The sequence below is a fragment of the Microbacterium sp. CGR1 genome (genome assembly GCF_001266755.1).
In the GTDB taxonomy this organism is placed as follows: Bacteria; Actinomycetota; Actinomycetes; order Actinomycetales; family Microbacteriaceae; genus Microbacterium.
The window spans coordinates 2,335,659-2,355,995 of sequence record NZ_CP012299.1 but is presented as its reverse complement, the minus strand read 5'-3'; the positions used below and the strand labels follow the sequence as shown (position 1 = coordinate 2,355,995).

General features: G+C 69.2%; 17 protein-coding genes. 7 read left to right on the top strand and 10 right to left on the bottom strand.

Annotation, left to right across the window (positions count from 1 at the left end):
- Nucleotides 1-17: 17 nt before the first annotated feature.
- Nucleotides 18-1,565 carry an HNH endonuclease signature motif containing protein gene (locus AKG07_RS11350; RefSeq protein WP_053098041.1) on the top strand — a complete coding sequence of 516 codons (1,548 nt, stop codon included), beginning with the start codon at nt 18-20 and terminating at the stop codon, nt 1,563-1,565.
- Nucleotides 1,566-1,682: 117 nt separating this feature from the next.
- Here AKG07_RS11350 and AKG07_RS11345 read toward each other — a convergent pair whose 3' ends face one another.
- Nucleotides 1,683-2,273, bottom strand: a complete 591-nt coding sequence (locus tag AKG07_RS11345; protein WP_053098040.1) for a hypothetical protein — start codon at nt 2,271-2,273, stop codon at nt 1,683-1,685.
- Nucleotides 2,274-2,394: 121 nt separating this feature from the next.
- On the opposite strand from AKG07_RS11345, the gene AKG07_RS11340 reads away from it, so the two are divergent.
- Together AKG07_RS11340 and AKG07_RS11335 are read left to right on the top strand one after the other, a co-directional pair.
- Nucleotides 2,395-3,621 carry a glycosyltransferase gene (locus tag AKG07_RS11340; RefSeq protein WP_053098039.1) on the top strand — a complete coding sequence of 409 codons (1,227 nt, stop codon included), beginning with the start codon at nt 2,395-2,397 and terminating at the stop codon, nt 3,619-3,621.
- Complete coding sequence (locus tag AKG07_RS11335; protein WP_308418029.1) at nt 3,618-4,862, top strand: glycosyltransferase family 4 protein; 1,245 nt, start codon at nt 3,618-3,620, stop codon at nt 4,860-4,862. The genes AKG07_RS11340 and AKG07_RS11335 overlap by 4 nt, the downstream gene beginning before the upstream one ends.
- Here AKG07_RS11335 and AKG07_RS17475 read toward each other — a convergent pair.
- The 3 genes from AKG07_RS17475 to AKG07_RS17885 are packed head-to-tail and all read right to left on the bottom strand — an operon-like array spanning nt 4,847 to nt 6,139.
- Nucleotides 4,847-5,356: a hypothetical protein gene (locus AKG07_RS17475; RefSeq protein WP_082297912.1), complete on the bottom strand. Its 510-nt coding sequence runs from the start codon at nt 5,354-5,356 to the stop codon at nt 4,847-4,849. The two genes, AKG07_RS11335 and AKG07_RS17475, sit on opposite strands and share 16 nt — an antisense overlap.
- 15 nt (nt 5,357-5,371) lie before the next feature.
- Nucleotides 5,372-5,926, bottom strand: a complete 555-nt coding sequence (locus tag AKG07_RS11325; RefSeq protein WP_150115127.1) for a hypothetical protein — start codon at nt 5,924-5,926, stop codon at nt 5,372-5,374.
- A gap of 51 nt (nt 5,927-5,977) precedes the next feature.
- Nucleotides 5,978-6,139, bottom strand: a complete 162-nt coding sequence (locus tag AKG07_RS17885) for a hypothetical protein (protein ID WP_171821952.1) — start codon at nt 6,137-6,139, stop codon at nt 5,978-5,980.
- A gap of 90 nt (nt 6,140-6,229) precedes the next feature.
- Here AKG07_RS17885 and AKG07_RS11320 point away from each other — a divergent pair, with 90 nt between their 5' ends.
- The gene (locus tag AKG07_RS11320; protein WP_171822003.1) at nt 6,230-7,204 is read left to right on the top strand and encodes a GlxA family transcriptional regulator; all 975 of its coding nucleotides are present in this window, start codon (nt 6,230-6,232) and stop codon (nt 7,202-7,204) included.
- An 83-nt stretch (nt 7,205-7,287) separates the two neighbouring features.
- On the opposite strand, the gene AKG07_RS11315 is transcribed toward AKG07_RS11320, so the two are convergent.
- Nucleotides 7,288-7,989 carry an NRDE family protein gene (locus AKG07_RS11315; RefSeq protein ID WP_082297911.1) on the bottom strand — a complete coding sequence of 234 codons (702 nt, stop codon included), beginning with the start codon at nt 7,987-7,989 and terminating at the stop codon, nt 7,288-7,290.
- A gap of 68 nt (nt 7,990-8,057) precedes the next feature.
- Here AKG07_RS11315 and coaBC point away from each other — a divergent pair, with 68 nt between their 5' ends.
- A complete protein-coding gene (coaBC, locus tag AKG07_RS11310; RefSeq protein WP_053099274.1) occupies nt 8,058-9,272 on the top strand; it encodes a bifunctional phosphopantothenoylcysteine decarboxylase/phosphopantothenate--cysteine ligase CoaBC in 1,215 nt (404 codons plus the stop codon).
- A gap of 64 nt (nt 9,273-9,336) precedes the next feature.
- A complete protein-coding gene (locus AKG07_RS11305; RefSeq protein WP_082297910.1) occupies nt 9,337-11,559 on the top strand; it encodes an ATP-dependent Clp protease ATP-binding subunit in 2,223 nt (740 codons plus the stop codon).
- A gap of 94 nt (nt 11,560-11,653) precedes the next feature.
- Here AKG07_RS11305 and AKG07_RS11300 read toward each other — a convergent pair whose 3' ends face one another.
- The gene (locus tag AKG07_RS11300) at nt 11,654-12,241 is read right to left on the bottom strand and encodes a nitroreductase family protein (protein ID WP_053098035.1); all 588 of its coding nucleotides are present in this window, start codon (nt 12,239-12,241) and stop codon (nt 11,654-11,656) included.
- A gap of 119 nt (nt 12,242-12,360) precedes the next feature.
- The gene (locus AKG07_RS11295; protein WP_053098034.1) at nt 12,361-13,269 is read right to left on the bottom strand and encodes a LysR substrate-binding domain-containing protein; all 909 of its coding nucleotides are present in this window, start codon (nt 13,267-13,269) and stop codon (nt 12,361-12,363) included.
- Between the two features lie 149 nt (nt 13,270-13,418).
- Between AKG07_RS11295 and AKG07_RS11290 the strand changes: the two genes are divergently transcribed.
- Nucleotides 13,419-16,901 (top strand): bifunctional proline dehydrogenase/L-glutamate gamma-semialdehyde dehydrogenase, encoded by a 3,483-nt coding sequence (locus AKG07_RS11290; protein WP_053098033.1) that lies wholly within the window; start codon nt 13,419-13,421, stop codon nt 16,899-16,901.
- Between the two features lie 90 nt (nt 16,902-16,991).
- On the opposite strand, the gene AKG07_RS11285 is transcribed toward AKG07_RS11290, so the two are convergent.
- The 3 genes from AKG07_RS11285 to AKG07_RS11275 all read right to left on the bottom strand — a co-directional run bounded on the left by AKG07_RS11285 (nt 16,992) and on the right by AKG07_RS11275 (nt 20,323).
- A complete protein-coding gene (locus AKG07_RS11285; RefSeq protein WP_053099273.1) occupies nt 16,992-18,047 on the bottom strand; it encodes an ABC transporter permease in 1,056 nt (351 codons plus the stop codon).
- A 47-nt stretch (nt 18,048-18,094) separates the two neighbouring features.
- Complete coding sequence (locus tag AKG07_RS11280) at nt 18,095-18,991, bottom strand: ABC transporter ATP-binding protein (protein ID WP_053098032.1); 897 nt, start codon at nt 18,989-18,991, stop codon at nt 18,095-18,097.
- Nucleotides 18,992-19,192: 201 nt separating this feature from the next.
- The gene (locus AKG07_RS11275; RefSeq protein ID WP_233277250.1) at nt 19,193-20,323 is read right to left on the bottom strand and encodes a hypothetical protein; all 1,131 of its coding nucleotides are present in this window, start codon (nt 20,321-20,323) and stop codon (nt 19,193-19,195) included.
- Between the last annotated feature and the right edge of the window lie 14 nt (nt 20,324-20,337).

Sequence of the window (20,337 nt, the reverse complement as noted above, 5' to 3'; positions counted from 1 at the left end):
GGGGTTGACTAGGGGGTATGAACAGCACTGCGGAGCTTCTGGATCGGGTCATCGCCGACCTCGACACGGTGCTGTCCGATGACGCGCTGGCGGGGTTGTCGGATGCGGATCGGGTGACTGTTCTGCAGGGTGCGGGTGCTGTCTTCCGCCGCGCGGAGGCCGTGATTGTCGAGACGATCGCGACGGGCGACGCGGCCGACTTTCCGCATTCGGCGGGGTGCCGGGGCCTGAATGAGCTGTTGCAGCGGACGGTGTCGGTGGATGTGCGGGGCGCGTCCCGGGTCGACAGGGTCGTTGATCTGGTGCGGCGACCGGTGAGTCTGGCGGGGGAGAGGATGCCGGCGCGGTGGTCGGAGATGCGTCTCGCGTTGCTGGATGGGGTGGTCGGGGTGGCCGGGTTTCTTGCGGCGACGGGGCCGATCGAGAAGGTGTGGGATCGGCTGACGGTCGATCAGCGGTTGGCGGCGGATGTCGCGTTGGCGGGGTGTGCTCGCGGCCACGGCGTCGTGGTCGACGCTGTTGATGAGGGCCTGGAGGCTGATGAGCCGGGTCCGGCGCCGACCCCGCAGGACTTGAAAGCTCTTGCCGAGGATCTCGCGTCGATGTTCGACCCCGATGGGGAAGAACCCAAGGATGAGGACTCCCGGCGCCGGCGGGGCATCACGATCGGTCGTCTCACGCACGGCGTGCACGCGATCCGCGGGTATCTGACCCCAGAGGTCGCGGCGCAGTTGCAGCTGATCCTGGACGCGATCCTCAACCCCAAAAGCGACGGCCCGCCCATGCCCGGAGTGCACTTCGCCCCGAGCGAGGGCGCCGATGCGGATGCGGATGCGGATGCTGGTGCGGATACTGACGCCGGCCCGGACGTAGAGGACGGTGACCCGTTCAACTCGGATCCGCGGTGTGTGCTCGATGACCGCTCCGCGTCGCAGAAGCGTCACGACGCCCTCGCGATGGTGTTCGCCATCGCCGCGCGACACAACGACATGCCCACCCTCGGCGGTTCCGCGCCGGTCCTGGTCGTGAACGTCGACGCGAAGGATCTCGTGGGCGGAATGGGCGGAATGGGCGGAAAGGGCGGAATGGGCGGAGCGGGCGGAAACGGTGGGTGGGCGACGATCCCCGGATCCGGTGCCCACGTCCCGGTCTCCGTCGCCGCCCAGGTCGCCTGCGCGGGGACGATTCAACGGGTGCTGGTCGATGCGGGCAGGATCATCGGGATCACGACCACCGACCGGGTGTTCACGGTGCACCAACGCCGGGCGATCATCGCCCGCGACAAAGAATGCCTCATCCCCGGGTGCCACGTTCCGGCATCGTGGTGCGAGATCCACCATGTCGTCGAGCATGCCAGGGGTGGTCCGACTCATACCGACAACGGGGTGCCGTTGTGCTGGTGGCACCACCGATCCCTCGGGACCTCGGGGTGGGAGATCCGCATGGACGACGGGGTCCCGCAGGTACGAGGACCGAGATGGTGGGATCCCGACGAACGATGGCGCACACCGAGGCTCAGCGTCCTGCGGAACGTGCACGTTCGAGCTGCCCCTATGCGGGTCTGACCTGACGGCGTTGACCGGAGAAGAACAGCCGAATATGGGACCTTCGCCCGCATCCACGACCCGGGAAGGTCCCGCGATCGAACTCTGGCAACCGCCGCTCGGGCGGGAGAATCGAGCTCAGGCGGGTCCGAGGCGGAGCACCTCGGGAGATTCGCCGCCCGTGACCTCATCGGCGACCCGGATGCTGCGCGCGAGGTCATCGAGCGCACCGTCGAGCGTGCCGAAGCGTTCGCGGTCGCTGCACATCGCGGTCAACGTCACCAGGTGCGTGCCGGTGTCCCAGGTGTAGGTGACGAACGGCGGAGATGCAGGGGACGGCGGCATCGCCACGACGAGCTTCTCTCCCGTGCCCAGCCAGCGGCTCGAGAAGGACTGGGTGTCGTCGTAGTCCATCGGCATCGAGGCGCGGGCGATCCGGACTTCGGGAGTCAGCGCCTGCGCGGTCGCCATCGCCACGACCAGCTCAGGGTCCGCCTTCCAGGTCCAGACGAGCACGCGCCCGTCCGCCCGGCGCATCAGCATCGGCGCCGCCTGGCTCATCGCCCAGGCGCCGAGCCGCGAGCCCGGACGCTGCGTGGCGCCGATCGCCGAGTTCACCTGCCCCAACAGCATCCGGATCGCCGCCTTGCGGTGCCGGCGACCCCTCCATCCGAGCGAATCCGTCACGGGGATCCACAGTTGCGGGTCGGCGTCGGCAGTCAGTCGCATGCCTCCACGGTAGGGGGTGAGGCTGAGGGATGCCGGTATGCCTCAGCAGCTCGAACAAGCCCCTCGGGTAGAGTGGCGAGCGCCCGATCGGGCTCCCCTGGCCGCCGTACCGTAAGGCAGAATGTCCTCCTCTACCTCCGATCCGACGAGTGCTTCCGACGTCGCTCCCCACACGGGACCCCGTCCACTGCGCATCCTGATCGGATGCGACACCTTCGCGCCCGACATCAACGGTGCCGCGCGCTTCGCCGAGCGCCTCGCCGCCGGTCTCGTGCAGCGCGGCCACGACGTGCATGTCGTCGCCCCGAACCTGGTCTACCGCCGCACGCCCGCGCGGACGGAGGTCATCGAGGGCGAGCCGATGACTCTTCACCGACTGCCCTCGGTGCGCTGGGCTCCGCACGACTGGCTGCGCTTCGTCTGGCCGTGGCGCGTGAAGCACTACGCCCGCAAGATCATCGACGACGTGCAGCCCGACGTCGTGCACATCCAGTCGCACATCGTGATCGGTCGCGGCCTCTCGCGCATCGCCCACGAGCGGGGCATCCCGGTGATCGCGACGAACCATGTGATGGCCGAGAACATCCTCGACCACACCACGATGCCGAAGTTCATCGACGATCTTGTGCTGCGGTGGGCGTGGGGAGACGCGAAGCGCACCTTCGCACTGACCCGCGCGATCACGACGCCGACGCGTCGAGCAGCCGACTTCCTCGAGCGCACCGTCGCCGTCGAGAACGTCATTCCCGTCAGCTGCGGCATCGACCGCACCCAGTACACGCCGGTCGTCGCACCCCGTGACGCGAATCGCATCATCTTCGTCGGCCGACTGACCGCCGAGAAGCAGGTCGAGGTCATCCTGCAGGCGATGACGAAGCTCGACCCCGCACTGCACGCCACGTTCGACATCGTCGGCGGCGGGGACCAGCGCAAGCAGCTCGAGAATCTCTCGCACCAACTCGGCCTCGCCGACCGCGTGACGTTCCACGGACGCACCAGCGATGAGGAACTGCGGGCGCTGCTCTCGCGTGCCTCCGTCTTCACGATCGCCTCGATCGCCGAGCTGCAGTCGATCGCGACGATGGAAGCCATGGCCTCAGCGCTCCCGATCGTCGCGGCGGATGCTGTCGCACTGCCGCACCTCGTGCACGACGGCGAGAACGGCTACCTGTTCGAACCGGGCAATGCCGATGCCCTGGCGGCGCGGCTCACCGATGTGCTGACCGCGTCACCCGGGGAGTACGCCCGCATGCAGCAGGCATCCCTCGACGGCGTCGCGATCCACGACATCAACCGCACGCTCGACACCTTCGAGGCGCTGTACCGCGACGAGCCCCTGCCCGAGTGACGGCACCCGCCATGCACATCGTCTTCTTCGGCGATCAGCACCTCGACTCGCTCGGCGGGGCGCAGGTGTCGATGCGGCTGCAGCGCGAGTTCCTCGAGCGCGCAGGCCACACCGTGACCGTCGTGGCACCGAAGATGCACGGATCGCGGGCTGCACGCGGCACCGATCCCTCGAACCTCGACCTGCCGTCGGTGCCGATCACCGTCGACCGCGAGTATTCGATGAGCTGGCCCGGACGCCGCACGGATCGCTTCCTCGATCGGGCGCTGACGCATCGACCGCCCGTGGATCTCGTGCATGTCCAGGCGGACTTCTGGGGTGCGTTCATCGGGCACCGATATGCGGCTCGACACGGCATTCCCGTCGTGCACACCATGCACAACCGCGTGGACGTGGGGATCGCCGCGGTCACCCCGCTGCATAGGCCGGTGCTCTCTGCGTTGAACATCTGGCGGCGCCGGGCGCTCGCGGGGGTGGTGCCGACGATCGGCGGCAGTGACGGCTGGGCGTTCCTGCGTGGAATCGCAGGCGGCGCGTCAGCGGTGACAGCGCCGTCGACCCACTTCGCCCGACGCCTCGAAGAGCATGGGGTATTCAGTCCGGTCGATGTGGTGTGGAACGGCATCGACGACGACATCCGCGACGCGACCCTCGCCGCCGCCCCCGGCGAGCGTGAACCGGGGCGCCCCCGTTTCGTCTGGCTCGGGCGCATGAGCCCCGAGAAGCGACTGCTCCCCTTCCTCGAGGCCTTCGTCGAATCGGGAGTCGATGCCGATCTCGAGATCATCGGCGGAGGCGCCCAGCGAGCCGCGGCCGAGAAGATCGTCGAGGACCTGCCGACGGTCCGATTCGCCGGCAAGCTCAGCTATCCCGACACGCTGGCGCGAATCGCCGCCGCTGACGCGCTCGTGCAGACCTCGATCGGCTTCGAGACGCAGGGGATGACGCCGTTCGAGGCGGCGACGCTCGGCACGCCGTCTGTGATCAGCGACCCCGACATCGCCGCAGAGCTGGGTGGCGGTCTCTGGGCTGTCCCGGGTGCGTCAGGCACCGAGGACCAGCGACGGGCGGGTCTCGTCGAGACGCTGCGCCGCGCGGCATCCGACATCGCTGCCGGCACCGCACCTCTGCCCATGCGCGAAGTCTCGGAGTCGTTCCGTCAGTCGTCGCGCACCGCCGCGATGATCGAGGTCTATGACCGCGTGCTCGCGGCCGACTCTCGCACTCAGAACCCGAAGTAGTAGAACAGGTTCGACACCCACGAGACGAGGGTGCCGACGACGGCGCTGCCGCCCACGCCGATCGCGATCGCCGCGAGCAGGTGAGGTGCCGGGCGCCGAAGCGCGATGAGTCCCAGCACCAGACCGGCACCCGCGCCGGCCAGCACGATGAGATTCACGAGGTTCGACAGCAGATCGACGAACTGGTAGCCGACGCTCATGTACATGAACGGGGTGACGATCTGGAAGAAGAGCCCCACGGCCGCGGCACTCACCGCCACGATCAACGCGGTGCGACCGAGGCTCCCGGGCCGCGGTGCTGTCTGCCCTGATGCGTACGGCGGCGTCGGGACTCCGTAGGGCTGGGCGGGCTGTCCGGAGGGCTGGCCGGGTTGCGCGTACGGCTGGCCGGGTTGCGCATAGGGCTGGCCGGGTTGCGCGTACGGCTGGCCCGGCTGCGTATATGGCCTGCCCGAATCCTGGGGGGCGTCTGGGTTCTGCTGCTGGTCGCTCATCGAATCTCCGGACGGTCAGAAGGGAAGCGCGTAGAAGAGATTCGACACCCACGAGATGACGATTCCGACGAGCTGCGATGCGGTGACGCCGATCGCGATGCCGGCGAGGATCTTCGGCCCCGGTCGTCGCACCGACATCAGGCCGAGGATGAGTCCGACGACGGCGACGACCAGCACGAGTCCGTTGCCGATCGCCGAGAACGCGCCGATCGCGAAGGGGTCGCCCGTCATCCGGAACATCAGAGGGTACGACAGCGTGACGACAAGCCCGATCGCGAGCGAGACCAGAGCGAGGAGGAAGGCGGTGCGCCCGAGGCCGGCTCCGGGCTGGGCCGGACGCTGCTCGCCCGGGTACGGCTGTCCGGCATATGTTTGTCCGGCATAGGGCTGTCCGGCATGCTGCTGTCCGGGGTAGGGCTGTCCGGCGTGCGGCTGGCCGTCGTGCGGCGCGTGCTGCGGTTGCGTCGGCTGCGGTGCCGGCTGCGGTACCGGCTGCGCCGGATAGTGCGAGCCCGCGTAGTCCGGGGGAGTTCCGTGTGGCTGCGCGGGAGGCTGCTGGGGCTCGCTCATGCACACGAGCGTAGCCGCGCATGCCGGCGCGCAGGGAGATTCCGCTCCGGTTCAGCGATAGACGCGCCCGGTCTCCGCTCGGTCGAGCGCGTCTCGATCGGCGACGCGGGACCAGTCAGTGGGAACGCGTCGGTATCCGTCGCGGCGGAGTTCGATGACCGTGGACACGAGAGCCCACACGGCGAGGGCTATGAGTGCGATGATGAGGAACATGGCAGAAACGCTACGATCACTGTTGATCTGCCACGAGTGGCAGAATAGACTCTGCACGTAGGAAAACTGCCAAACCGGGAGAGCGCCATGATGAAGACCGTCGCCTGCGTCGTCCAAGACGGATTCGCGCCGTTCGAGTTCGGCCTCGCCTGCGAGGCGTTCGGACTGGACCGGTCGAACGACGGGGTCCCGAACTTCGACTTCCGGGTCGTCGCTCCGCACCCCGGTGTCGTGCAGTCGAAGCTCGGCTTCTCGATCAACGTCGAGCATGACCTGTCGTTCGCCTACGAAGCGGACCTCGTCATCCTGTGTCCGGTTCCCCGGGAGTACTGGACGCAGATCGACCCGCTGCTCCTCGAGGTCGCCCGCGACGCGGTCGCGCGCGGCGCTTGGGTGCTGACGATCTGCAGCGGATCCTTCATCCTCGGCGCCGCCGGAGTGCTCGACGGGCGTCGGGCGACCACGCACTGGATGTACTCCGACGTGATGGCCGAGATGTATCCCGAGATCGACATCGACCCCGACGTGCTCTTCGTGCAGGACGACCGCATCATCACGAGCGCAGGCACGGCGGCGGGCATCGACGCCTGCCTGCACCTGCTGCGGATCGAGCTCGGGGCAGAACTCACCAACCGCATCGCCCGTCGCATGGTCGTGCCGCCGCAGCGCGACGGAGGCCAGGCGCAGTTCATCGACCGTCCGATCCCTGTCGCCCAGAACGATTCGCTCGCCGCCGTCGCGGACTGGGCCGTCGCGCACCTCCGCGACGATCTCGGCGTCGACCAGCTCGCGGCCCGCGCGCTCATGTCTCCCCGCACGTTCGCCCGACGGTTCAAGGCGGAGTACGGCGCGACTCCGGCGGCCTGGCTGGCGCGGCAGCGTGTGCTGCACGCCCAGCGGATGCTCGAGCGCAGCGATCTGTCGCTCGAGCAGATCGCCGACGAGTGCGGCTTCGGGTCGGCGGCCGTGCTGCGGCAGAACTTCTCGCGGGTGCTCGGCACCACCCCGACGGCCTACCGTGCGCGCTTCTCGTGCGCCGACGACGGCGAGTCGTCTGCGGCCTGAGCGCGGCACTGCGCGACGCACGCTGCGCTCAGCGACGCACGCTGCACGGCGCGACGCACGCGGCGCTCAGCGGAGCACGCTGCTCAGTGGTCCCAGTGGCCGGGGCTGGGAAGTGCGCGATAGTCGACGTCGACCCCGTCGGGGGTGACCGCGGCGGTGCAGTACAGCAGCGACTGGGTCGGGTAGCCGTGCGGACGGTTGTCGCGGATGATCGCCCGATCGTCCTCCGGGTCCAACCGTGCCGACGAGGCGAGCAGGGTCGTCCACTCGCCGGTCCAGTCGCCGCTGTCGGCCGCGGGCCCGAGCGCCCGGAACTCAGGCAGCCACGCCGCGATCCGGGGAGTGCCGAGGTCGTCGAGGTCGTCGTGCGCGATCATGTGGATGCCGTCGCCGAGCGGTGTCTCGCGCAGCTCCACGCCGTCCCAGCTCAGCACGCGCGCTCCCTCCGGCCGAACCTCGAGCAGGTTGTAGCCGTGCATGGGAAGCGGAGCCACGGGGGACAGCCCCATGACCGATTCGAGGGCGAGCGAACCGCGAGAGACGGCGATGTCTGCCGCGAGATCCACGACGTCGGCGCGGTTCAGCAGCACCGCGAGTCGTCTGTCCGCCGCATTCACCGCGAGCCACGCGCCACCGGCACGCCGGTCGCGGATGCCCGAGACCCCGGGGTAGGCGTCCGGCCACCATTCGCCGAGGGCATCCCACTCCCGTTGCGGGTCTTCATCGCGCACCGCGAGCAGTCGCGCGGTCTCGGATCCGGCCACATCGATCACCACGGTGCACACGGGATCCAGTCTAGAAGCGCGTCGCAGTCCCGGGCCCGCGACGTCGGATGCTGGGGCAGAATCGAACCGTGAACATCGTCGTCGGGGTTACGGGTGGCATCGCCGCATACAAGACAGTGCACCTGGTGCGTCTGCTGACGAAGGCCGGACACGAGGTGACCGTCGTTCCGACCGAGGACGCCCTGCGATTCGTCGGCACCCCGACGTGGGAGGCTCTGAGCCGGCATCCGGTCACGACGAGCGTGCATGACGACGTCGCGCGGGTGCGTCATGTCGCACTGGGCCAGAACGCCGACCTGGTGATCGTCGCCCCCGCGACCGCGAACTCGATCGCGAAGATCACCGCGGGCATCGCGGACGATCTGCTCGGCACCACGCTGCTCGCGACCGAGGCTCCGGTGCTCATCGCGCCGGCCATGCACGCCGAGATGTGGCGCAACGCCGCCACGCAGGCGAACATCGCGACCCTGAGGTCGCGCGGAGTGCATCTGGTCGGCCCGTCCGACGGCGAGCTCGCCGGGGGCGACAGCGGGCCCGGCCGCATGTCGGAGCCGGAGCAGATCTTCGAGGCGGCCCTCGCGCTCCTCGCGCCGCGTGACCTCGACGGGCTGGGTGTGGTCGTGTCCGCGGGCGGCACCAGGGAGCCGATCGATCCCGTGCGCTTCCTCGGCAACCGGTCGAGCGGCCGACAGGGCATCGCGCTCGCGGTGGACGCCGCAGCCCGCGGCGCGAACGTCACGCTGGTCGCCGCCAACATCTCAGCGGATGTGCTGGCCGATGCCCGGCATCCGTCCGTCAGGGTCGTCCCGGTCGGGACCGCGGCCGAGCTCGCCGACGCGATGAAGGATGCCGCCGGGGCTGCCGACATCGTCATCATGGCCGCCGCCGTCGCCGACTACCGCCCAGCGACGGTGTCGGAGCACAAGCTCACGAAGGAGCAGGGCGTGCTCACGCACCTCGACCTGGTCGAGAACGAGGACGTGGTCGCCGCGCTCGCGGCATCCCGCGCCGACGGCCGTGCGCCGCAGGGGCAGACCATCGTCGCCTTCGCGGCCGAGACCTCGGAGGACGCGGACGAACGTCGCGAGCGCGCTCGCCGCAAGCGTGAGCGCAAGGGCGTCGACCTGCTCGCGGTGAACCTCGCGAACGCCGATCACGGCTTCGAGAAGCGCGACAACGCGCTCGAGATCGTCGGGGCGGGAGGTGAGGTCGTGGCATCCGCCGCGGGGTCGAAGCGCGAGGTAGCCCGCGTGATCCTGGATACCGCGCGCAGAATGCGCTAAACTTGAGTCACATCCACTCAACTTTGTGGATGCCGACCCGAAGGAGTCCCCCCAGGAGGAACACATGCCAAGCCCGCAGAGCAGTCCCCAGAACGATGACCAGCAGTCCGCCCTCCAGCAGTTCGGTATCAATCTGACCGACCGTGCCCGACAGGGCAAGCTCGACCCCGTGATCGGGCGAGACAGCGAGATCCGTCGAGTCAGCCAGGTGCTCACCCGTCGCACGAAGAACAACCCCGTGCTGATCGGCGAGCCCGGCGTCGGCAAGACGGCCGTCGTCGAGGGGCTCGCCCAGCGCATCGTGGCGGGTGACGTCGCCGAGTCGCTCAAGGACAAGGAGCTCGTGTCGCTCGACATTTCGGCCCTCGTCGCCGGGGCGATGTACCGCGGCCAGTTCGAGGAGCGGCTGAAGAGCGTCCTCAAGGAGATCACCGAATCCGACGGGCAGATCATCACCTTCATCGACGAGCTGCACGTGCTCATGGGCGCGGGCGGCGGCGAAGGCTCGGTCGCGGCGTCGAACATGCTCAAGCCGATGCTGGCCAGGGGCGAGCTGCGGCTGATCGGCGCGACGACTCTCAACGAGTATCGGGAGTTCATCGAGAAGGACGCCGCTCTCGAGCGTCGCTTCCAGCAGGTCTACGTCGGTGAGCCCACGGTCGAGGACACCATCGCGATCCTCCGGGGGCTCAAGGGCCGCTACGAAGCGCATCACGGGGTGACGATCGCCGACAGCGCGCTGGTCGCCGCCGCGGCACTGTCGAACCGGTACCTGCCGGCCAGGCAGCTTCCCGACAAGGCGATCGACCTGATCGACGAGTCGATGTCGCGGCTCAAGATGGAGATCGATTCGTCTCCGGTCGAGATCGACCAGCTGAAGCGTCAGGTCGACCGCATGAAGCTCGAAGAGCTGGCGCTCAAGCGCGAGAAGGACGCCGCGTCGAAAGAGCGGCTCGCGGCCCTCCGCGAGCAGCTCGTGGGCATGGAGGCGCAGCTCGCCGAGCTCGAAGCCCGCTGGGCGCGCGAGCGCCAGGGCCTCAACCGTGTCGGCGACCTGAAGAAGCAGCTCGACGATGCGATCACCCAGCGCGACCTCGCGATGCGGGAGGCCGACTACACGCGCGCCTCGAAGCTCGAGTACGAGACGATCAAGCACCTCGAACGCGACATCGCCGAGGCCGAGCAGGCCGAGGCGACGGTGTCGACCGAGGGTCGCATGGTCAACGAGCAGGTCACCGACGAGGACATCGCCGCCGTGATCGCCGCATGGACCGGCATCCCCGTCGGGCGACTGCTGCAGGGTGAGAGCGAGCGACTGCTACACCTCGAATCCGAGCTCGGCAAGCGCCTGATCGGACAGAAGGATGCCGTGAAGGCCGTCTCCGATGCCGTGCGGCGCTCGCGTGCGGGCATCAGCGACCCCGGTCGCCCGACCGGATCGTTCCTGTTCCTCGGCCCGACCGGTGTCGGAAAGACCGAGCTGGCGAAGGCCCTGGCCGACTTCCTGTTCGACGACGAGCGCGCCATGGTGCGCATCGACATGTCGGAGTACGGCGAGAAGCACTCCGTCTCCCGGCTCGTCGGAGCCCCTCCCGGGTACGTGGGCTATGAGCAGGGCGGTCAGCTGACCGAGGCGGTGCGACGGCGTCCCTACAGCGTCGTACTGCTCGACGAGGTCGAGAAGGCGCACCCCGAGGTCTTCGACGTGCTGCTGCAGGTTCTCGACGACGGTCGACTGACCGACGGACAGGGCCGCACGGTCGACTTCTCGAACGTCATCCTGATCCTCACCTCGAACCTCGGTTCGCCGATCCTCATCGATCCGACGCTGTCGCCCGATGAGAAGCGCGAGCAGGTGATGGCGCTCGTGCACCAGGCGTTCCGGCCCGAGTTCCTCAACCGTCTCGACGACATCGTGATGTTCTCCGCGCTCAGTCAGGACGACCTGGCGCAGATCGTCGAGCTGTCGATCGACCAGCTGCACGACCGCCTGCGCGATCGGCGACTCACTCTGGCGGTCACGCCCGACGCGCGGTCGTGGCTCGCCGAGCGCGGCTACGACCCGATGTTCGGCGCCCGGCCGCTGCGGCGTCTCATCCAGACCGAGGTGCAGAACAAGCTGGCCACGGCGTTGCTCTCGGGCGGCGTGCACGACGGCGACCTGGTCAGGGTCGACGTCGCGGTCGACGGCAGCGGGCTCATGCTCACGTCGACGTCACCCGAGCCCGAGCCCGATCTCGGATCCGACGACGACGATGTGATCGACGCCGAGCTGCTCGACGAGTAGGACCCGGCCATGTGCCTCGGTCACCCCCGGGCATGACAAGAGGGGCGGATGCCATGGCATCCGCCCCTCTTGTGTGTCGCCCGTGGGCGATGCGTCAGGCGCTGAGGATGACGGTCTCGTCGATCGGGCGACGCACGCGCGGGGCGACCTCGCCCTGCTGGAGTCCTTCAGGAAGACCGGCGGCGTCACCGAGCTCACCGACAGCGATGACGGTGAGGGCGGAGAATCGCGGCGACAGGTCGGCGAACTCGCGGATGACCTCGGGGTCGAAGCCGCTCATCTGGTGCACGAGAAGACCCTCGTGGTGGGCCTGCACCGAGAAGTGCGCGACGGCCTGGCCGAGGTCGTAGACCGCGTGGCTGATCGCCTTGCCCTCTTCGGACTCGGTCTCGGCGATCGCGACGACGAGCGCCGAGGCCTTCGAGGCCCAGAGCTGGTTGAACTCGACCAGCGAGTCGACGACCTGGTCGAACAGTGCGGTGCCGCGGCGAGCGACGATGAACCGCCACGGCTGCAGGTTGTAGGCCGACGGCGACCAGCGTGCGGCCTCGAGGGCGGCGTTCAGCTTGGCGTCGTCGATCGTGGTCTCGGCGTCGTAGGCGCGGGGGCTCCAGCGCCCGGCGAGGACGTCGAGGACGGGGTGCTCGGTGGGGGCGGTGCGGTCGATCACGGGAGTGCTCACGGAAGTGCCTTTCGAAAAGGAGTCGATCGGACTCCTTCGTCCGGGTACGAGGGTCTCAACAGATGTATGTGAACGCATATTCCCGATGACGCGAGATGACGTCGGGGGACGATCCGCGCTCAGTCCAGCAGGTTGCGGGATGCGGCGGAGGCGAGAGCTCGCCGCACCGCACGGATCGACGGCGCTGCGGCCGATACCCGACGAGCGGAGGAGAAGATCTCCCGACGTGGCTCATCGGGCAGCGGCGTGAGCGCGACGGTCGGTGCCTCGCCGGCCCACACGAGCTCGGGAAGGAGTCCGACGGCGAGACCGGCGCGGATCAGACGCACGTGCGCCGTGAGATCGGCGACCTCGAAGCGCACGTCGGGCTCGAAGCCGGCGGTGCGGCACAGCTGCTCGGCCCAGGCTCGCGACGCCGTGCCTGCGGGTTCGAGCACCCACGGCGCATCCCTGGTCGACCAGAGCGCGGCGACGGCGTCCTCGGCATCCCGGGTCCCCGGCTTCCTGGCCAGCGTGATGGAGTCGTGCACGAGCACCACCCGATCGAGATCGGCGTGGATCGGGCGGGTGCGACCGGGGTACTGCTCGGCGAGGATCAGGTCGAAGTCGCGGCTCGAGACGCCGACGAGCCCGGTCTCGGGATCGCTCTCGGTGACCTCCACGCGCAGGGCCGGATGCTGCTCGCGCAGCGCGTTGAGCGCCCCGGGGAGCAGGGAGTGCGCCGTCGATTGGAAGACCGCGATGTGCACGGTGCCGGTCACCTCGGTGAGCGACTCGGCGACCGCCACCTCGGCGTGTTCGAGCTGATCGAGGATGCCGATCGCCTCGGCCACGAGCACGGTGCCCTGCGGGGTGAACTGCACGCCGCGCCCCACCCGGCGGAGCAGCGGGACGCCGACGTCTCGTTCGAGGGCGCTGAGCTGCTGCGACACCGAAGCCTTGCTGTACGAGAGCGCATCGGCGACGGCCGAGAGCGTGCCGCGACGAGACAGTTCGACCAGCATCCGCAGTCGGTTGACGTCGAGCATCCTGAGCCTTTCGGAGTCGTCCCCATCGTTCACTCCGGCTGAACAGAATGGTCCCGAATCGGTTGATAGACGTAGCCTACCGGCGAGGCTGACAATGATCGAGCCGCACACGTTCCCGGGTGTGCGATCCCCCTGGAAGGCTCATCCCGATGACTGTCGTCGCCGACACCACCACCCCCGACACCACGCCGAGCACCGACGAGGTCGCCGCCCTCGTGCAGCGTTGGCTCACCGAGAGCGAGACGCACCCCGTCGAGCCCGCAGCGCAGCGTCTCTCCGAGGTTCTCAAGGACCCGAACGGACTCGCCTTCACGGTCGGCTTCGTCGACGGCGTGATGCGCCCGGAAGACCTCAGTGTCGCCGGCCGCGCTCTCGCCGACCTCTCGGACATCACGCCCTCGCTGCTGCCCGGCTACCTCCGCGCCGCGATCAAGACCGGCGGCTTCTGGGCGCCGAAGCTGCCCGGCGTCGTCGTGCCGATCTCGCGCCGCGTGCTGCGCGCGATGGTCGGGCACCTCGTGCTCGACGCGACGCCGTCGAAGCTCGGCCCGGCGATCGCGAAGCTGCGCAAGAGCGGCAACCGCCTGAACCTCAACCTCCTCGGCGAGGCGGTGCTCGGCGAGCGTGAGGCCGGCCGCCGCCTGCAGGGCACCTACGACTTCCTCGCCCGCAAGGACGTGGACTACGTGTCGATCAAGGTGTCGAGCGTCGTCAGCCAGCTGTCGATGTGGTCGTTCGACGAGGCCGTGGCCGACGTCGTCGAGAAGCTCACCCCGCTGTACGAGCTCGCCGCGACCTCGGAGGCCGCCGGCAAGACCAAGTTCATCAACCTCGACATGGAGGAGTTCCGCGACCTCGACCTGACGATCGCGGCGTTCACCAGCATCCTCGACCAGCCCGGGCTCGAGAACCTCGAGGCCGGGATCGTGCTGCAGGCCTACCTGCCCGATGCGCTCGGCGCGATGCAGCATCTCCAGGAGTGGGCCTCGGCTCGCCGCGCGAAGGGCGGTGCGCCGATCAAGGTGCGCGTCGTCAAGGGCGCGAACCTCGCCATGGAGCACGTCGACTCGGCGGTGCACGGCTGGCCGCTCGCCACCTACGGCACCAAGCAGGATTCCGACACGAACTACAAGCGGGTGCTCGACTGGTCGATGACGCCCGATCGACTGGATGCCGTGCGCATCGGTGTCGCGGGACACAACCTCTTCGACATCGCCTACACCTGGCTGCTGGCGCAGGCCCGCGGGGTGACGGATGCCGTCGAGTACGAGATGCTCCTCGGCATGGCGACGGGTCAGGCCGAGGCCGTCCGCAAGGACGTCGGTCAGCTGCTGCTCTACACGCCCGTGGTGAACCCGGCCGAGTTCGACGTGGCCATCGCGTACCTCGTGCGCCGCCTCGAGGAGAACGCGAGCCCGGAGAACTTCATGTCGGCCGTGTTCGAGCTCGCATCGGACCCCGCACTGCTCACTCGCGAGCGTGAGCGCTTCGAGCGCTCCCTGGCCGGTCTCGAGGCCGACCGCTCCGTGCCCTCGTCGAACCGCGTGCAGGACCGTGCGGCCGAGGCCGCCGCGGGTGCCGGCGGTGAGGTGACCACCGGTTTCGAGAACCAGCCCGACAGCGACCCGGCGATCGCCGCGAACCGCACCTGGGGTCGCGAGATCCTGGCGCGGTCGCTGGAGTCGACACTGGGTCTCGACTCGATCGCTCTCGCCAAGGTCGAGACGACCGACGAGCTCGACGGCATCTTCGCCGCCGCATCCGCCGCCGCCGTGCGGTGGGCCGCCCTGCCGGCCGCCGAGCGTGCGGCCGTGCTGCACCGCGCGGGCGACGAGCTCGCCGCCCGTCGCGGCCAGCTGATCGAGATCATGGCCCACGAGGCGGGCAAGACCATCGCCGAGGCCGACCCGGAGGTCTCGGAGGCGATCGACTTCGCGCACTACTACGCCGAGCGTGCCCTCGACCTCGAGAACGTCTCGGGTGCGGAGTTCGTCCCGTCGAAGGTCACCGTCGTGACGCCGCCGTGGAACTTCCCGGTCGCGATCCCCGCCGGTGGAGTGCTCGCCGGCCTCGCCTCGGGCTCCGGTGTGATCATCAAGCCCGCCAAGCTCACGCAGCGCTGCGGCGCGGTCATGGTCGAGGCGCTGTGGGCGGCCGGTGTGCCGCGTGACCTGCTCGCCCTCGTCGATCTCGCGAACCGCGATCTCGGCACGCGTCTCGTCGCCAGCCCCGAGGTCGACCGGGTCATCCTCACCGGTGCCTACGAGACGGCGCAGCTGTTCCGCTCGTTCCGCTCCGACCTGCCGCTGCTCGCCGAGACCAGCGGCAAGAACGCGATCATCGTGACGCCGTCGGCCGACCTCGACCTCGCGGCCGCCGACGTCGCCCGCAGCGCGTTCGGCCACGCGGGGCAGAAGTGCTCGGCGGCATCGCTCGCGATCCTCGTGGGCTCGGTCGCCGACTCGCAGCGCTTCGAGCGTCAGCTGGTCGACGCCGTCACCTCGATGCGCGTCGGCCTGCCCGACGACCCGGCGACCCAGATGGGACCGATCATCGAGCCGGCGAACGGCAAGCTGCTCACGGCGCTGACGACTCTCGAAAAGGGCGAGCGCTGGCTCGTCGAGCCGAAGAAGCTCGACGACGAGGGGCGTCAGTGGACTCCCGGCGTGAAGATCGGCGTCGCTCCGGGCTCGACCACGCACCTGACGGAGTTCTTCGGACCCGTGCTCGGCGTCATGCGCGCGAAGGACCTCGACGAGGCGATCCGCCTGCAGAATGCCGTCGACTACGGCCTCACCGCCGGCATCCACTCGCTCGACTCCGATGAGGTCGCCACCTGGCTCGACCAGGTCGAGGCCGGCAACCTCTACGTCAACCGCGGCATCACCGGCGCGATCGTGCAGCGTCAGCCGTTCGGCGGCTGGAAGCGCTCCGCGGTCGGTGCCGGCGCGAAGGCCGGTGGCCCGAACTACCTGTTCGGCCTCGGAGAGTGGGCCCCGGCCGAACTTCCCGCCGCAGCGCCCGGCGCCGCCGTGAACTCGGCCGTCGAGGCCGTGCTCGCCGCTGCGGGTGCAGACCTCGGCGCCGTCGAGATCGAGTGGCTGCATCGCGCCGCCGCGTCCGACGAGCGTGCCTGGGTCGACGAGTTCGGCGCCGTGAGCGACAAGTCCGGTCTCGGTGTCGAGCGCAACGTGTTCCGGTACCGCCCGGTCGCCGTCGACGTGCGCATCGCCGAGGCGGCGTCGCTCGCCGACGGCATCCGCGTGATCGCCTCTGCGCTGCGCAGCGGCAGCCCGTTCACGGTGTCGGCATCCGCTCTGCCGTCTCGCGTCGAGAAGGCGCTGCGCGCGCAGGGCGTGACTCCGAAGATCGAGAACGACGCCGCCTGGGTCAAGCGCTACGCGAAGGCCGCGGCGAAGGCCGAGCACACCTGGCAGCGCGTGCGCCTGGTCGGCGGCGATGCGTCGGCCCTGTTCGAGGCCCTCGGCGGCACGCCTGATGTCGCCGTCTGGTCGCACGCCGTGACGGGTGCGGGTCGCGTCGAGATGCTGCCGTTCCTGCACGAGCAGGCCGTCTCGATCACGAACCACCGGTTCGGCAACCCCACGACCCTGTCGGAGGGCCTGATCTGATCCCGGACTGTGACCGTCTGAACGACGAGGCCCCACCCTGCAGACGTCTGCGGGGTGGGGCCTCGTCGATGGAGGGGTGTCCGAGCGACCTCAGCCGCGCAGCGCCTCGCCGAGCTTGACCCGCGACCCCATGCGCAGCAGCGAGTTCTCGTAGATCTTCGCGCCGATCATGATCGCCGCGACGCAGCTGGCGAGCAGGATCACGAGGCTGAGCAGCGGCTCCCACCACTGCGCCTCGCCGACGAACAGCCGCATCGGCATGCCGACCGGAGCCGAGAACGGCACGTACGACATGATCGTCAGCACCAGCGGGTTGTCGTTGAAGAAGATGACCAGGATGTACGGCGCCATGATCAGCATCGTGATCGGGGTGGTGGTCGAGCCGATGTCCTCCTGACGCGAGACCATCGATGCGGCAGCGGCGAACAGGGCCGCCAGCAGGATGAAGCCGAAGAGGAAGAACACGGCGAACCAGATGATCGGGGCGCCGAGGGTCGACAGCACCTCGCGTTGACCCGTCGCTATGAGACCGATGGTGGCGACCGCGGCGAGGGCGAGGATCTGACCCATCGCGAGGATCGTGTTGCCGATCACCTTGCCCGCCAGCAGCGTGCGGGCCGAGATGGTCGACAGCAGGATCTCGACCACGCGGGTCTGCTTCTCCTCCACGACGCTCTGCGCGATGGTGCCGCCGAAGGTCGCCGCCGCACCCATGAAGACGACTCCGAACGCGATCGCGATGAAGTACCGCAGCAGCGGGTTCGTCGTGGCCGGTTCGAGGATCTCGATGTCGGGTGCCTGCGACAGCGCCGACACGAGGCTGGTCGGGGCGTCCTTGAGAGCGATGATCGTCACCCCGGTCGGTCCGTCGCCGGGGAGCACCGCGGCGTCGACCTTCTCCGATCGCACGAGCTCTTCGGCCGCGGCCTGGTCGGCGACCTCGGTGATCTCGACTGAGGGGAGAGCCGACACCTCGGATGCCGTCTCGGAGGTCACTGCGACGGGCATCGCATCGGTGTTCTTGCTCGCGAACCCCCCGATCACGATGCCGGCGAGGGCGAGCAGCAGCAGGATTCCGGTGGAGATCAGGAACGCCTTGCTGCGCAGCTTCGACCCGATCTCCCGCTCGGCGACGAGCCAGATCATCGATGCCTGCGAGGGCGAGCCTGCAGACCCGGTGGTGTTCGAGGTGCTCACTGGATGACCTCCTTGAAGATCTGGGCGAGGGACGGATGCTTGGGGGCGAAGCTCGCGACGTCTCCGCGTTCGACGGCGGTGCGCAGCACGCGCTGCGCGGTGTCGGCGTCTTCGGCGTCGAACAGGGCGTAGCCGCCCTCGAAATCGATCACGGTCACGCCGGGCTCGGCGCGCAGCCAGCCGGCATCCCCGGCGGAGACCAGCTCGTAGCGGTCGCCGGCGTGCTGAGCGCGCAGCCCGTCGCGCGAGCCGGCCGCGCGGATCGTGCCGCCGGCGAGGATCACCAGGTCGTCGCAGAGCCGCTCGACCACATCGAGCTGGTGCGAGGAGAACAGGATCGACGCGCCCTTGGCGGCGCTCGCCTGGAGCACCGATGCGACGACGTCGACCGCGAGCGGGTCGAGGCCTGAGAACGGCTCGTCGAGGATGAGCACCTCGGGGTCGTGCACGAGGGCGGCGGCGATCTGCGCGCGCTGCTGGTTGCCGAGCGACAGCGACTCGATCGTGTCTCCCAGGCGCTCGCCGAGTCCCAGCTCGGTGAGCAGCGCGGTCGCGCGCGACTCGGCATCCGCCTTGCTGAAGCCGTGCAGACGGGCGAGGTAGACGATCTGCTCGAGCACCTTCATCTTCGGGTAGAGGCCGCGCTCTTCGGGCATGTAGCCGAAGTGGCGCCGGTCGGTGCTCGACAGCGGCCGACCGTCGAGTGCGACGGTGCCCCCGTCGGAGCCGAGCAGCCCGAGGACGATGCGCATGGTCGTGGTCTTGCCGGCGCCGTTGCCGCCGACGAACCCGGTGAGGCGCCCCGGCGCCACCTCGAATGAGACGTCGTCGAGCACGCGCCGAGAGCCGTAGCTCTTGGTGATGCCGGTGAGTACGAGCTTTCCTGTGGTCATGCCTTCACGCTATGGCGCGGTGCGGGACCGCGGCATCCCCCACGTGGCGGATCTGCGGGTGGAGTTGCGCAGCGCGGGAGGCGACGGTGGTCCGCCGTGCGGGGGAGAGCCCGCGTCAACGCAGGAAGAGCACCGAGAGGATCCCGAGCGCGAACGGGGCCATGGTCACGACGAACATGACGCCGACGATGATCCCGACGATCAGCCAGGGGCTGCGTCGCCGGAGGCGCTGGCCGGGCAGGGCGACGCCCGGCGGCGGGGAGTGAGCAGCCCTGCGGGCGCAGCGAACGGCAGGGCGGGAGCTCCCGGATAAGGGCCAGGATGCTGCCCTGGAATCTGCCCTGGACCCTGCAGTGCTGCCGGGGATCCCGGATGCTGCGTGAGCCGCAGCCGGTCATCGCGCCAGCGCGCCCACTGGTCGAGCTTCGTGAGAAGCGCCCCGACGGCTCCGAACAGCCACGCCCAGGTGGCCGGGTCGAGGGTCGAGACATCGCGTCGTGCATAGAGGAACAGCCAGTCGTCGACGATCTCGACGTCGAGCTGCGCGGCGTGGTCGATGAAGCGCGCCATCACATCGGGGGTGAACAGGTACAGCGCATCGACCTCATAGCCCGTCGGGCAGTAGAGCGAGAAGTAGCGGTCGAAGTCGCCCTCGAGCGAGAGGCGCTGGTCGCTTCTGAAGGCGCCAGCGAGCGTGCTGCCGAGCGTGTTGTTGCCGAGCGCGTCGAGCACGATGTTCGGCAGGGGCACGTCGAGTTTGACCGCGACGTATCCCCAGCGATGCGTCGTCGACTGCTTGCCGTTGCTGGTCGTGTACTGGTAGTTGCCGAACTCGACGAAACGCGGCTCCACGCCGCGCAGCACGTCGGTCGACATCCGACTCGAGCCCGACGAGAAGATCATGCCGGGCAGGGGCGGCTCGTCGATGCGGTCGAGATAGCTCATGGCGTTGGCCCGGGCGAATCGCGCGAAGCGGAAGCGAGTGATGTTGCGCAGGCGGATGCTGCGGCGCACGAGCATCACGACGCCGACGACGATGCCGGCGAGAAGCATGAGCCCGATGAGCGCGGCGACGGCGACCCCCGCCTCCTGACCGACCGCATAGCCGAGGCCGAGGATCATGATCCCGAAGATGGGAACGACGCAGAGCAGCGCGAATCCGACGCCGACCCAGGCGATGATCCGTGCGGCCGACGTGGGGTGAGCGGTGCGCTGGGCGCGTGCGAACGCGTCGACCTCGGCGGAATTCACCGGATCGAGCAGGGCGCGGGCGTCGAAGGACCCGGCGGGAGCACCGGCCGACGGCACAGGAGCAGGCGTGGGAACTGTCACGCGTCCACGGTAGC